General features: G+C 66.7%; 12 protein-coding genes. 3 read left to right on the forward strand and 9 right to left on the reverse strand.

The window, feature by feature from the left end:
• Positions 1-31: 31 nt before the first annotated feature.
• Positions 32-1,327: an ATP-binding protein gene (locus N5C88_RS14075; protein WP_059376084.1), complete on the reverse strand. Its 1,296-nt coding sequence runs from the start codon at positions 1,325-1,327 to the stop codon at positions 32-34.
• Positions 1,328-1,553: 226 nt separating this feature from the next.
• Between N5C88_RS14075 and chrA the strand changes: the two genes are divergently transcribed.
• Positions 1,554-2,804, forward strand: coding sequence for a chromate efflux transporter (gene chrA / locus N5C88_RS14080; RefSeq protein ID WP_280015587.1), 1,251 nt, complete (start codon positions 1,554-1,556; stop codon positions 2,802-2,804).
• Positions 2,805-2,843: 39 nt separating this feature from the next.
• Here chrA and N5C88_RS14085 read toward each other — a convergent pair whose 3' ends face one another.
• Together N5C88_RS14085 and N5C88_RS14090 are read right to left on the reverse strand one after the other, a co-directional pair.
• The gene (locus tag N5C88_RS14085) at positions 2,844-3,638 is read right to left on the reverse strand and encodes an enoyl-CoA hydratase (protein WP_280015526.1); all 795 of its coding nucleotides are present in this window, start codon (positions 3,636-3,638) and stop codon (positions 2,844-2,846) included.
• Positions 3,639-3,691: 53 nt separating this feature from the next.
• Positions 3,692-4,891 (reverse strand): multidrug effflux MFS transporter, encoded by a 1,200-nt coding sequence (locus N5C88_RS14090; protein WP_280015527.1) that lies wholly within the window; start codon positions 4,889-4,891, stop codon positions 3,692-3,694.
• Positions 4,892-4,964: 73 nt separating this feature from the next.
• Here N5C88_RS14090 and N5C88_RS14095 point away from each other — a divergent pair, with 73 nt between their 5' ends.
• The gene (locus tag N5C88_RS14095; protein WP_280015528.1) at positions 4,965-5,285 is read left to right on the forward strand and encodes a SelT/SelW/SelH family protein; all 321 of its coding nucleotides are present in this window, start codon (positions 4,965-4,967) and stop codon (positions 5,283-5,285) included.
• A gap of 55 nt (positions 5,286-5,340) precedes the next feature.
• Here N5C88_RS14095 and N5C88_RS14100 read toward each other — a convergent pair whose 3' ends face one another.
• From N5C88_RS14100 to N5C88_RS14110, 3 genes are all read right to left on the reverse strand, one after another.
• Positions 5,341-6,867 carry a tripartite tricarboxylate transporter permease gene (locus N5C88_RS14100; RefSeq protein WP_118933058.1) on the reverse strand — a complete coding sequence of 509 codons (1,527 nt, stop codon included), beginning with the start codon at positions 6,865-6,867 and terminating at the stop codon, positions 5,341-5,343.
• A 3-nt stretch (positions 6,868-6,870) separates the two neighbouring features.
• Entirely contained in the window at positions 6,871-7,341 is a 471-nt protein-coding gene (locus tag N5C88_RS14105) for a tripartite tricarboxylate transporter TctB family protein (RefSeq protein WP_059376093.1), read from the reverse strand.
• Between the two features lie 249 nt (positions 7,342-7,590).
• On the reverse strand, positions 7,591-8,103 hold the full coding sequence (locus N5C88_RS14110; protein WP_059376095.1) for a GFA family protein: 513 nt from the start codon (positions 8,101-8,103) through the stop codon (positions 7,591-7,593).
• A gap of 381 nt (positions 8,104-8,484) precedes the next feature.
• Between N5C88_RS14110 and N5C88_RS14115 the strand changes: the two genes are divergently transcribed.
• Entirely contained in the window at positions 8,485-8,622 is a 138-nt protein-coding gene (locus tag N5C88_RS14115; RefSeq protein WP_165867865.1) for a hypothetical protein, read from the forward strand.
• 47 nt (positions 8,623-8,669) lie between these two features.
• Here N5C88_RS14115 and N5C88_RS14120 read toward each other — a convergent pair whose 3' ends face one another.
• Genes N5C88_RS14120 through N5C88_RS14130 form a run of 3 tightly spaced genes read right to left on the reverse strand, consistent with a single transcriptional unit; the run spans position 8,670 to position 12,245 of the window.
• Positions 8,670-10,220 (reverse strand): sensor domain-containing diguanylate cyclase, encoded by a 1,551-nt coding sequence (locus tag N5C88_RS14120; protein WP_280015529.1) that lies wholly within the window; start codon positions 10,218-10,220, stop codon positions 8,670-8,672.
• 47 nt (positions 10,221-10,267) lie between these two features.
• Complete coding sequence (locus N5C88_RS14125) at positions 10,268-11,350, reverse strand: site-specific integrase (protein WP_280015530.1); 1,083 nt, start codon at positions 11,348-11,350, stop codon at positions 10,268-10,270.
• Positions 11,295-12,245 carry a LysR family transcriptional regulator gene (locus N5C88_RS14130; RefSeq protein ID WP_280015531.1) on the reverse strand — a complete coding sequence of 317 codons (951 nt, stop codon included), beginning with the start codon at positions 12,243-12,245 and terminating at the stop codon, positions 11,295-11,297. The genes N5C88_RS14125 and N5C88_RS14130 overlap by 56 nt, the downstream gene beginning before the upstream one ends.
• Between the last annotated feature and the right edge of the window lie 281 nt (positions 12,246-12,526).

Below are 12,526 nucleotides of genomic sequence, written 5' to 3' on the forward strand. Positions count from 1 at the left end.
GCCATAAATGCAGTTTTCGCCTGGGCCATGCTCAGGCCGGCCAGCGCAGCACGAAGCGGGCGCCGCCCAGGGGGCTGTCGTGGATTTCGATGCCGCCGCCGTGGCTGGCGGCTACCCGCCAGACGATGGCCAGGCCCAGGCCGGCGCCGCCGGTGCCGCGGTCCCGGCTTTCGTCCAGGCGGATGAAGGGTTCGAACACCCGCGCGCGGTCGGCCGGCGCGATGCCGCCGCCATCGTCGTCCACGATCAGCTCGAAGCCGCCCGCCGGACACTGGGTGAGCTTGACCTCCACGTGACGGCTGGCATAGCGCACCGCGTTTTGCACCAGGTTCAGCAAGGCCCGGCTCATGTAGCGCGGATGCAGCCGCACGCGCGGCGGGTAGTCGCGATGCACATGGCACTGGATCGCACGCGCCTCGGCCTGGTGCGCCACCTGGGCCAGCGCTTCGCCCAGCCAGTCGCAGGTGTCCACGGTTTCCAGCCTGACGGAGTCGTCGCTGGGACGCTCCAGCCGCGCATAGACCAGCAGTTCGGCCACCAGCGTTTCCAGTTCGCAGATGTCGGCCTGCATGTCGCGCAGTATCTGATGCCGCTTGGGCTGGTGCTGGTCCTGGCCCAGCAGGGCGACCTCGAAGGACAGGCGCGCTAGCGGCGTGCGCAATTCGTGCGAGACCGCGTTGGTCAGGCTGCGCTGGTTTTCGACCAGCGCCGAAATGCGCTCGGCCATCTGATTGAAGCTCTCGCCCACGTGCCGCATGCCGGCCAGCCGCGACAGCCGCACCCGCACGCCGAGTTCGCCCTGGCCCATGCGCAGCGTGGCGTTGCGCAGCCGGTCCAGATCGCGCCACAGGGGCAGCGCCCAGAGCAGCAGCAGGATGATGCCGACGATCAGGCTTAGCGCGGCCCAGACGCCGACGGTGACCCACCGCTCCAGCACCGGCGCGCGCGGCAGGCGGACTTCCAGCCACTGTCTGGGCTCGCCGGACAATGGGACGAGGTAAACGTTGTACTCGTCGCGCATGATCATGCCGAGCGCGGCCAGTTGCCGCTGCTCCGCTTCGCTGGGCGTGACCTTCTCGTCGGAGAGCAGGCTCAGGCCCAGTCCATAGAGCGGCTGGATGTCGTCGCGCAGGTGTTCGGCGCGCGCAACCGGGGCAATGCCATCGAGTTCCTTGCGCAGCACATGCATCTGTCCCCGGACGGCCTGGTACGACAGATCCGCGCTGACCGAATCCAGCAGATACATCAGGCTGCGTTCCACCAATTGCGACCCCGCGACATAACCGATGGCGGCGACGACAAAGATGCGGATCGCGAACTTGAACATGTGGGATACGGCCGGATGAGGACTCGCGATGCTAGGGGCATACCGCCGGGCAGTCCGCCGATATTTGTACGGTATTTGTAAAGTTGTTTGTAGCGGCTGCGCGGGCGAGGTAAACCCGCCATATGGCCCGGCCCGTTCAGGCGGTTGAATCTGCCGCGGCGCCCGGCTATAAGCATGGGGCGGGGGCAGGACCCTCATGCCCCGCCTGCCGATGAAGCCGAATCCCATGCCGCCGCTGCCTCCCCACCAAGACGAACATGTCGCCAGCAAGCCCGCCACCGCCACGCGCGAGCAGCCCGGCCAGGGCTCCTGTCTGGAAGTCTTCCTGGTTTTCCTGCGCCTGGGGCTGACGTCGTTCGGCGGGCCGGTGGCGCATCTGGCGTACTTCCGCACGGAATTCGTGGAGCGCCGGCGCTGGCTGGACGACTACGCGTATTCCGACCTGGTGGCGCTGTGCCAGTTCCTGCCGGGGCCGGCCAGCAGCCAGGTCGGCATGGCGATAGGCCTGAAGCGCGCCGGATGGGCCGGCATGCTGGCGGCCTGGGTGGCGTTCACGCTGCCCACGGCGATCGCGCTGATTCTCTTCGCGCTGGGCCTGGCGCAGTTCGGCTGGCTGTCCGCGTCGGGCGCCATCCATGGACTGAAGATCGCGGCGGTGGCCATCATCGCGCAGGCGGTCTGGGGCATGGGCCGCTCGCTCAGTCCCGACCGCGAGCGGGCGGGGCTGGCGGTGGCTGCGGCGCTCATCACCATCCTGATGCCGACGACCCTGGGGCAATTGAGCGCGATCCTGCTGGGCGCCATCGCCGGCATGGCCGCGCTGCAGGTACCGCCGCGTCCGGCCCTGGCGGTGCAGCCGCTGAAGATCTCGCGCCGCGCCGGATACACGGCATTGGCGCTGTTCGTGCTGCTGTTGGCGGCCTTGCCGGCTTGGGCGGCGATCAGCGGCATGCCGCTGGCGCAGCAGCTGTCGGGCTTCTACCGCGCGGGCGCGCTGGTGTTTGGCGGCGGCCACGTGGTGCTGCCCTTGCTGGAATCCGCCTCGGTGGCGGGCGGCATGGTTTCCAACGCCGATTTCCTGGCAGGCTACGGCGCGGCGCAAGCCATGCCGGGGCCGCTATTCGCTTTTGCCGCCTTCCTGGGCGCGATGTCGTCCGGTCCCTTGTCGGGCTGGGCTGGCGGACTGGTGTTGCTGGCGGCCATCTTCCTGCCAGGCGCCTTGCTGGTGGCGGCTGCGCTGCCGTTCTGGGAAAGCCTGCGGCGGCGCGCGGGCGTGCGCAACCTGATCGCGGGCGTGAACGCGAGCGTCGTGGGCATCCTGCTGTCGGCGCTGTACGACCCGGTCTGGATCAGCGCCATCCGCGACCGCGCGGACTTCGGGCTGGCCTTGCTGCTGTTCGGCCTGCTGGTCTATGCGCGCTGGTCGCCCGTCTGGGTGGTGCTGCTGGCCGCGGCCGGCGGCTGGGCGTTGGCCTAGCGCAGCCGCCCCAAGACAACCCCGCGGCGTTGAATTGAATCAGGACTGCCAGCGCGGCGGGCGTTTTTGCAGGAAGGCGTCTATGCCTTCGCAGGCGTCGGCTTCCATCATGTTGCGCGCCATCACGTCGCCCGCGTAGTCATAGGCATCCGCCAACGCCATCTGCCGCTGCTTGTAGAACATGCGCTTGCCGTAACGGATGGCCGTGGGACTCTTGGCCAGGATGTCGTCAACCAGCGCGCGCACGCGCTGGTCCAGCTGCGCCTCGGGCACCGCGTCGTTGATCACGCCCCAATCCCTGGCCTGGCCGGCATCGATGAAGCGCGCCGTCACCAGCATTTCAAAGGCGCGCTTGGCCGATACGTTGCGGCTGAGCGCGACGGCGGGCGTGGAGCAGAACAGGCCGACGTTGATGCCGGATACCGCGAACTTCGCCGTGTCGGCCGCCACGGCCAGGTCGCAGCTGGCCACCAGCTGGCAGCCTGCCGCGGTGGCGATGCCGTGCACCTTGGCGATCACCGGCACCGGCAAGGCCTGCAAACCCTGCATCACGGCGCTGCATTTCCTGAAGAGGTCGCGGTAGTAATCCAGCGAGGGCTGGCTGCGCATTTCGCGCAGGTCGTGGCCGGCGCAGAACGCCCGGCCGCTGGATTCGAGCACCACGCAGCGCACGCCGGCATCGCGCGACAGCGCGTCGATCTCCGCTTGCAGCGCGGCCAGCAGGCCTTCGGACAGCGCGTTGAACTGCCCGGGGCGGTTCAGGCGCAGCGTCACCACGCCGTCTTCGGCGTGGCGCGCCAGGATCGGCTCTTGCGCCGCTGCTTCGTTGTTCATGTCGTCTCCAGGGTGGGCTATCCCTGGATAGTAGAGGCATACGCCGATCGGCGTCAGCCCGCCGCCAGACGCCGCGCCATGCCCGGCGACAGGCACAGCAGCGGCCCGACGATGACCGCGCCGATCAGCGCCATCGCCGCTTGCGGCGCCATGCCGCTGTCCAGCAGGAGAGTGGCGATGACGGCCGATCCGCTCATCTGGAACAGGCCATAGACCGCGGCCGCGGTGCCGGCGCGCTCGGCGAAGGGCTCCAGCGCCAGGCTCAGCCCGGACCCCAGCGCCAGCGAAAAGCCCACGGTCAACACCGCCACCGGCAACATGAAGACCCAGGCCGACAGGGGTAGCCACAGCCACGCGGCCAGGTGCATGGCGGCGGCCGCAAGCAGGGCGGCCATGCCCACGCGCACCATGGTGTGGCGGCCAAAGCGCGCGATGAAGGCGGGGGCCAGGAAGAAGGCGCCGATATTGATCGCCGCGTTGCCGCCGAACCAGGCGGAGAAGCCCAGTTCGGAATAGCCCAGTTGCTGCACCAGCACTACCGGCGCGGCGGACACGAACACCAGGATCATCGCCATGCCGGCCATGCCGAACGCCGCGAAATACAGAAAGCGTCCGCTGGCCGCGATCGGCGCATAGCGGCGCAGGCTGTAGAGCGCGCCGTGGGGCTTGGGCGGCGCGGCGCGGGTTTCCTCGAAGCGGATCGCCAGGAATCCCGCAAGGGTCAAGGCGAACAGCACCATGAAGGCAAAGGTGCTGCGCCAGCCCGCGTGCACGGCCAGCGCGCCGCCCACCATGGGCGCCAGCGCAGGCACGGTGCACAAGGCGCCGTTCAAATAGCTGTAGACGCGCGCGCCGACTGCGGGGCTGAAGCAATCACGGACCGCGGCAAAGGCGACCAGCGAGGCCGAGCACGCGCCCAGCCCCTGGATCACGCGGGCAACATAGAACACGTCCAGCGACGTGGCCGCGGCGCCCAGCGCCGAGCCCAGCAGATAGGCCAGCGCGCCGCCCAGCGCCACGGGCCGCCGGCCATAGCGGTCGGCCAGCGGACCGATCAGCACCTGGCCCACGCCCACGGCGAAGATGAAGAGGGTGATGCTGGCTTGCAGCGCGGAGACTGGCTGGCCGTAATCCTGCGCCATGACGGGCAAGGAGGGCAGATAGATATCGATGCCCATGGGCGTAAGCGTGACCAGTCCCATCAGGAGACCGATCAGCCAGCGTTGGCCGCGAGGGGATAATGCAGACTTCATGGCAGGCTCGGGGTCCATTGCGGACCCGGGAAAACCCGATATTATCCATGAACCGGCGTAGAATCTTCCAGCTATGAACACACCCGCCCTGCGTCCCCGCATCGTCATCCATTACTGCACGCAGTGCCAGTGGCTGCTGCGCGCCGGCTGGATGGCCCAGGAACTCCTGTCCACGTTTTCGACCGATCTGGGCGAGGTCGTGCTGCAGCCTGGCACCGGCGGGATCTTCCAGGTCACCTACAACGGCGACCTGATCTGGGACCGCAAGAGCGATGGCGGCTTCCCCTCGGCCAAGGAACTGAAGCAGCGCGTGCGCGACCGCCTCGATCCCGGCCGCACGCTGGGCCATATCGACGGCCACTCCGCCGGCCCGCTGGCCGCGCCCGACACCTGAAGCGCATGCGGACCGGCCCCGCAAGAGCCGGCCCGTTGCCACGCAGCCGCAGGCTTCAGGCGGAAGACTCCGCTTGCGCCAGGCCCGCGCGCTGCTTGCGTTGGCGCATGGCCGACACCACCAGCAGCGCAATCAAGCCCACGCACGCCACCACGAAGCCCAGGCTGATGGGCCGCGAGACGAAGATCGTCAGGTCGCCGCGCGACAGCAGCAGGGCGCGGCGGAAGTTCTCTTCCACCATGGGGCCGAGCACAAAGCCCAGCAACAGCGGCGCGGGTTCGAAGCGCATGCGGATCAGCGCGTAGCCCGCCGCGCCGAACAAGGTCACCATGGCCACGTCGAACAGATTGTTGTTGGTGCTGTAGACGCCCACGCAGACAAAGAACAGCGCCGCCGGGAACAGGTAGCGGAACGGCACCGTCAGGAGCCGCACCCACATGCCGATCAGCGGCAGGTTCAAGAGCAGCAACAAGACGTTGCCCACCCAGAAGCTGGCGATCAGCCCCCAGAACATGTCGGCGTGCTCCACCATCATCTGGGGTCCCGGCTGGATGCCGTGGATGATCAGCGCGCCCAGCATCAGCGCCATCACCGGATCGCCGGGGATGCCCAGGCTCATGGTGGGAATGAAGCTGGTCTGGGTCGACGCGCTGGTGGCCGCTTCCGGTCCGGCGATGCCTTCGATGGCGCCGCGGCCGAAGCGGCGCGGCTCGCGCGCCACCTTCTTTTCCGTCGCATACGAAATGAACGAGGCGATGGTGGGACCGGTGCCGGGCAGGATGCCAAAAGCCGCGCCGATGGCCGTGCCGCGCACCAGCGCGCCGCGCGACTGCTTGATGTCGCCGGCCTCGGGCCGCATCGACTTCATGCTGATCTTGGCGGTGGTCACCTTGGCGTCGCCGCCGATGCGGTTGATGTTCTTCAGGAAGTCCGCCACACCGAAGAGACCCATGGCCAGCGCCACGATCTGCAGGCCGTCGGACAGCTCCAGGATGCCGAAGTGAAAGCGCATCGTGCCGGTGTTGACGTCCGTGCCCACCACGCCCAGCAGCAGACCCACCACCACCATCGCCACGCCCTTGATCGCCGATCCCTTGGCCAAGGTGGCGCCAGCCAGCAGGCCCAGCATCATCATGGAGAAGTACTCGGCGGGGCCGAACTTGAAGGCCACGTCCACCAGCATAGGGGAGAACAGGATCATCGCCAGAATGCCGACCGACGCGCCGCAGAACGACGAGAACATCAGCATGAACAGCGCCGAGCCGGCCTTGCCGTTGCGCGCCAGCGGATTGCCGTCCAGGCAGGCCACCGCGTGCGACGCGGTGCCGGGCAGGTTCAGCATGATGGAGGTAATCCCGCCGCCGTACTGCGACCCGTAGTAGATGCCCGACAGCATCACCAGCGCCGCCGTGGGCGTCATGGTGTAGGTTAGCGGCAGCAGGATGGAGATCGCGGCCAGCACGCCCATGCCCGGCAGCACGCCGATAAGGTTGCCCATGAACACGCCGAATACGGCCCACATGAGGTTGTCCAGCGCGAAGGCGACGGAGAACCCGTGCATCAGGTTGTTGAAGATTTCCATCGATCAGCCCCAGCGGAACAGCGGAAACTGCAGTTGCAGCGCCCAGGAGAAAACGGCCACGCCCAGCACGGTTACGCCGGCGGCCAGCAGCGCCGCGCTGCGCGGCGTGTGCTGGCGGTCGCCCATCGCGGAAATGAAGACCAGCGCAAAGGTCGCGGGCACCAGGCCGCCATACTTGCCCAGCAGGATGAAGGTCATCAGTCCGCCGATGATGCAGCCCCAGCCGCGCCAGTCGGGCGGGGGCTCGTCTTCGGCGTCCTCATCGGGTGCCGCGGGCGCCGCCGCCATGCGCGCGATCATCAGGCCCAACAGCACCAGCAGCACGCCCAGGATCGCGGGGAACATCCCCGGCCCCATGCGCGCCAGGCTGCCGATGTTGTAGGTGGATGCCTGCGCGATGGCGCCCAGGCCCAGCACGATCATCGTGCCGGCTGCCCAGACCTCGCGCCGCGCGGCGCTGCGTTTGGATTGCATCTGTAGTCCTCCCGTTGTTGTGCTTTTGCCTGACTACGTTCTGAACAAAAGCTGACTTTTGAATGAACGCGGAAGTCTAGGAATTCAAACTTCCGTTCACCTTTCAGGCGCACGGGCAATGCGCCAAACAGGCGTTTTTTCGGCAAAAACGGGGGAAATCCCTAAGCCCGCGAGAATGGCGGGCAGGGCCGATGCGCTGCGCGCAAGCGTTTGTTGCGGCTATGCGCCGCGCGCCGCGGCGGCGGGTTCTCAGCCCTTGGGCGTCCAGGGCTTGCGCGGGCTGCCGGCCAACGCGACGTCCAGGCGCTGCCTGGCGGCCAGGGGCCAGCAGGCGTCCATGTCGTAGAACGCTTCGGCCGCCGGCACGTCGTCCGGTATGCCCACCCATGGGTGCCTGGAACGCACGAAGCAATGCGCGCCAGGCGGGAAGTCGGCGGCGCGGTCCAGCGTGCCCGCGTAGATCAGCGCCACCGTTTCGCCGTAACCCGGGTGATGGCTCCACAGCAGGCCGAGGCAGGCCGCGCAACGCACGACCACGACGGTCTCGCCATCATTGGCGTTCTTGTCCGCGGGATGGCGGCGCACCTCGCCGCGCAGGCGCTGCACGCGGTCGGATTCGATCACCGCGTTCATCGCAAAGGCGGTGCCGGAGTGCCGTTGGCACACGGTGCAATGGCAGCAATGGACAAACATGGGCGGGCTGGCGAGGCGGTAGCGGACCGCGCCGCAATCGCAGCCGCCTTCGATGGGAGCCTGAGTCACGATGCGTCTCCTGGAAAGGTGCGCATCCAGTGTATTGAGGCCGCTGGCCGCCGGGCAGTGGCGATCGCGTCACGCTGCGGGGGGATTTGCGTCAACGTCACCAGGGCAGGGCGGCGGGACCGGTATCGCGGCCGCCGGCGATGCTATTGCTTTTGCAGGCAATATGATGCTAAAATACATCAACTTTCGGCAAAATTACAATAAACCAAGCGCCGAAAAAGTCGCTGGCGGCCGCGGCCGCCATTTTCGTTTGCGTTGCCTGCGCGCATGCCCCCCGCGCCCCGATGGCATCCATTGGAAACAGCATCCATGGCACGCACGAATCTCATGCATTGCGCTTTGCGCGGGGGAAAGCCATGCGTCCTGAACAGGAGAACGTTCATGTCTCATCAACTCGTTGGCAAGAAGTGGCAATTCGAGATTCCTCCCCTGGACTGGAAGGCGCCCGAGACCAATAAGGACGCGGACATCAAGACCGTTGCCGCGGACGCCGATGCCGCCGAAGACCAGGACGCCTGACCGGGCGTTGCCACAACCCTGAAATAGCCGCCGGGCGGGCAGGGGCGTCAGCCCGCGTGCATCACCACGCGATTGCGCCCCTGCTGCTTGGCCGCGTACAGCGCGGCATCGGCCGCCTGAAAAACCGGCTCCACATCCGCGCCGCCCGCCGGCCAGTGCGCCACGCCGGCTGACACCGTGATTTCCGGGGCGCCGCTCAAGCGGCGCATCTCCGTCGCCTTGCGCAGGCGCTCGGCCATGCCCGAGGCCTCCCTGGGACCCGCCGCGGGCAGCAGGATCAGGAACTCCTCGCCGCCGTTGCGGCAGAGTATGTCGGTCGGGCGCGAACAGTCGCGCATCAACTGCGCCATTCCCTGTATCACTTCATCGCCCGCCGTATGGCCGTAGGTGTCATTGACCCGCTTGAAATGGTCGATGTCCAAGGCGATCACGGCAAAGGGCGTGTCGGCCGCCTGCAGCGCGTCCACCGCCTGCCGCATGCCGCGGCGGTTGCGCAGCCCGGTCAGCGGATCGGTGATGCTGGCCTGATTGAGCTGGCCGATCTTGTCCTGCAGGTTGGTGTAGCTGCGGATCACTGCGCGCTTGAGGCGCTGCGCCTCGAAATACCAGGCTTTCACCGAGCGCACCCGCTGCATGGCCACCGCCATGTCATGGTGCTCGACGTTGGTCGCCAGTTGCGACAGCGGCTGCGAAATCTTGCGCGCGCACCACCAGATGGCCAGCAGGAACAGCAGCGCGAAGGGCGCCGCATAGCGGATCAGCGCCCAGATGAGATCGTGCAAGGGCTCCAGCGTGGCCAGCGCGGGGCGCTGCGCGATCACGCCCCAGCCGCTGCGCGAAACATGGGCGTAGCCGGCCAGCATGTCCACCCCGCGCGTGTTGATCAGGCGCTGCGCGCCGTCTTCGCCGCGCATCACCGCGGCCACCACGGGATTGCCGGTGACGTCCTCGCCAACGCGCCCGCTCTCGGCGTGATAGATCAGCCGCCCCTCGTGATCCACCACGTACAGATAGGAGCCGTCCTGATACGGATGCTTGCCCAGCAGGTTGTGCAGGGCGCCTTCGTTGCGCAGGTAGATCGTGCCAGAGACATAGCCCAGGTAGACGCCGCTCTCCGAATGAATGGGATACGAGACGTTGATCAACAGGTTGCCGGCGACCGATACATAGGGCTTGCTGATCAGGGGCTTGCGTGTTTGCAGCGCCATGCGGCTGGCGGCGTTGTCGACCCGCGTTCCCTGGAAGCTGCGGATGGCCTGGCTGGCCGCCACCATGACGCCGTCGGCGCGGATGATGGCGACCGAGTTGAAGCTGTCCGTCTGCTCCCGCAGGCGCGCGACTTCCGCGTTCAGGACCTCCGGCGCATCGAAGCGCCAGGCGACATGGCGGGCGCTGTACTCCAGTTGCTGCAGGGCCGATTCCAGAAAAGTGCCCGCGCTCTCGGCCAGCTTGGCGGCATACACCCGGTTGGATTCCAGCGTATTGGCGATGAGCTGTTCGCGCTGCACCCGATAACTGGCGTAAAGGGCGTTGGCGGTGGCGGCGAGGGCGCTGCATACGGTAAGCGCAAGCACCAGCCCGCGTAGGTTGATTCGCATGAAGATCGTGTCGGGCAGGATTCGGGTTGCGGCGAGTGCGCGGGATTTTACCCGCGCGGGGCGTCCGGCTCGTCCAAGAGCCGGGCCGCGGGCGATTCGGCCGCCGCCCCGGCGCGGAAGTAGCCCATGACGGTGGCCACGCTGGCATGCCCGGTCATGGCCATGGTGTCGCCCAGCGGTACATTCCGCCGCCCGGCCTCGGTCACGAATCCGGATCGCAGGCTGTGCGCCGAAAACTCGCCTTCCAGGCCAGCCAGCTTGCAGCGTTCCAGCACGATGTCCCGCACTGCGGCCGCGGCCAGCGGCTCGCCCAGCACGTCGCCGCGCCGCACGCGCCGGAACAGCGGACCTTGCGTGATGCCGCTGGCGCGCAGCCAGGCATCGAGCGCCTGGGCAGCCACGCCCACGATGGGCTTCTGGTCGTTGGCGCAGTGGGTGCCCGCCTGGTTGGTCTTGGAATACGCCAGCGCGTACAGAAAGCCCTCGGCCGTGCGCCGCGTGTTTTCCATCGTGGCGTGCACGACTTCGGAGCGCCTGCGCCCGCCGCTAGCCCAGGCGAACAGCAGCAGGGCGCGGTCGCGCAGCCCGCGCAGCGAGCCGTCGCAGGTGGCCAGCATGGCCTCCAGCGGTTCGCGCGTCAGCGCCACCTTCTTGGCGGGCGCCACGCCGCGCCGGGCGTAGGCGCGCCGCGTCCTGGCAAGCAGTTCGCGCACCGCGGCCGCGCGGCAGGGGTTGGGGTGGCCTTGAAGTTCGTGCGCCTTGGACAGCACGGAGATGCGCTGCAGCAGCGTGTTGAGGCTGGGCGCACCCAGCCTGCCTTTGGCTTTGAGCCGGACCAGTTCCTGGTCCAACGCCAGCGGCAATTCCCATTTCAGGCCTTGCTCGGTGGACCGCTGCGCATGGTCCACCACGAACTGGACCACGGCGGCTTCCGGCAAGGGCAGGGCAAAGGGACGGGCGTAGCGCAACTCGAACCAGGCGCTCCAGTAGCGGATGGCGGCGCGGTAGCTGGCGACCGTGTTGGCCGAACTGCCTTCGCGCATCAGGGCGCTGGCCGCGGCGTCGGCCTGGGCGTCAAGGGTAAGCGGATCCAGCGCGAGCAATGGCGCCTGCAATTTCAGCTGTGTCATGGTCGGAAGAGCGAGAAAAAATGGCGCGTATCTCCTTCATGAGTGCCCTGGCGGGTCTGCTCAGAAGATGAAAATCCCTGCTCAGCAAGCAGATATTGCGGCCAGGAATATTATCGGACAGCGCGAGCGGCGACAGCACCTGCCGAAAGGCAGCCAGGTTGAACGGGGTGGCGGACCAGATGCTTATTGCATTCGAGTTTTTTGCCAGTTCCAAGTACAGCCCGATGGACGCACAGTGGACAATACGCTCCGGGAGCGCGCGGCCTTGCATGGAAAAACACCTGAACAGGGGCGCCGTTTCGTCATCGATTGGATCCGGGGTAATCCATTCGTACGGCAGAAGCTCGTCAAGACTGGTGGCGTGCAGAGCTGGATGATCGGGCCGGACGCCGATCACCGTTTTTACAACGGATAGTTGAATCGCCGGAAAACCCGTGGATTCCAGGGGAATCTCAGACGAAATTGCGAAATCGAGCGTTCCATCCCGCATCAGCATCAGAAGCTTGCTCGGACGTTCTTCAATAATCGTCAACCGGGTGCCGGAATGCCGCATTTTGAATGCCAAGATCGCTGTTGCCAAGTCGGCGCTGGCGGCTACGGGACTCACGCCTATTCTCAATTCGCCGCACGATCGCCCCTTGATCGCCGCAATGTCCTGCCGAACGCGCGCAACTTCCGCATTGATCAAGCGCGCCCTGTCCGCGATGACTGCACCGGCCTCCGTCAGCGTCATCCCTTTGCCGGTCCGGACCAGCAGCGGCATTTCCAGATCCGCTTCCAACTCCCTCAGCGACTTGCTCACCGCCGATTGGGTGAGGCTCAACCTGTCCGCCGCGCGATTGATAGTTCCCGTCTCGATCACCGCCAGGAAGGCCCGCAATTGATTGATTTTCATACTGCCTGCACTCGATTTGAACGCGTGGATCCTAGTTTAGTGCGGCAAATGGTCAGGAAGGAAATCCCACTTCCACGCGTGCCTTTTTCCTGGAAGCCGTTCTTGTTGAGTTCGGACAACAACCAAAAGTTGTGCGATCAAAAAAAAGTCGTGGGGAGGGCTCGCCAAAACTGCCATGATCCATCGGGAGGCACGAACTCGCGTCAACTCCGCCGCTTTGAATTGCGCCGGGAAGCTTTGTCGGCGCGGGTGATTTTCTCCTGTGGGCATGTTTCAAAAAA

This window comes from Achromobacter sp. GD03932, assembly GCF_029839485.1.
Classification (GTDB): domain Bacteria; phylum Pseudomonadota; class Gammaproteobacteria; order Burkholderiales; family Burkholderiaceae_B; genus Achromobacter; species Achromobacter bronchisepticus_A.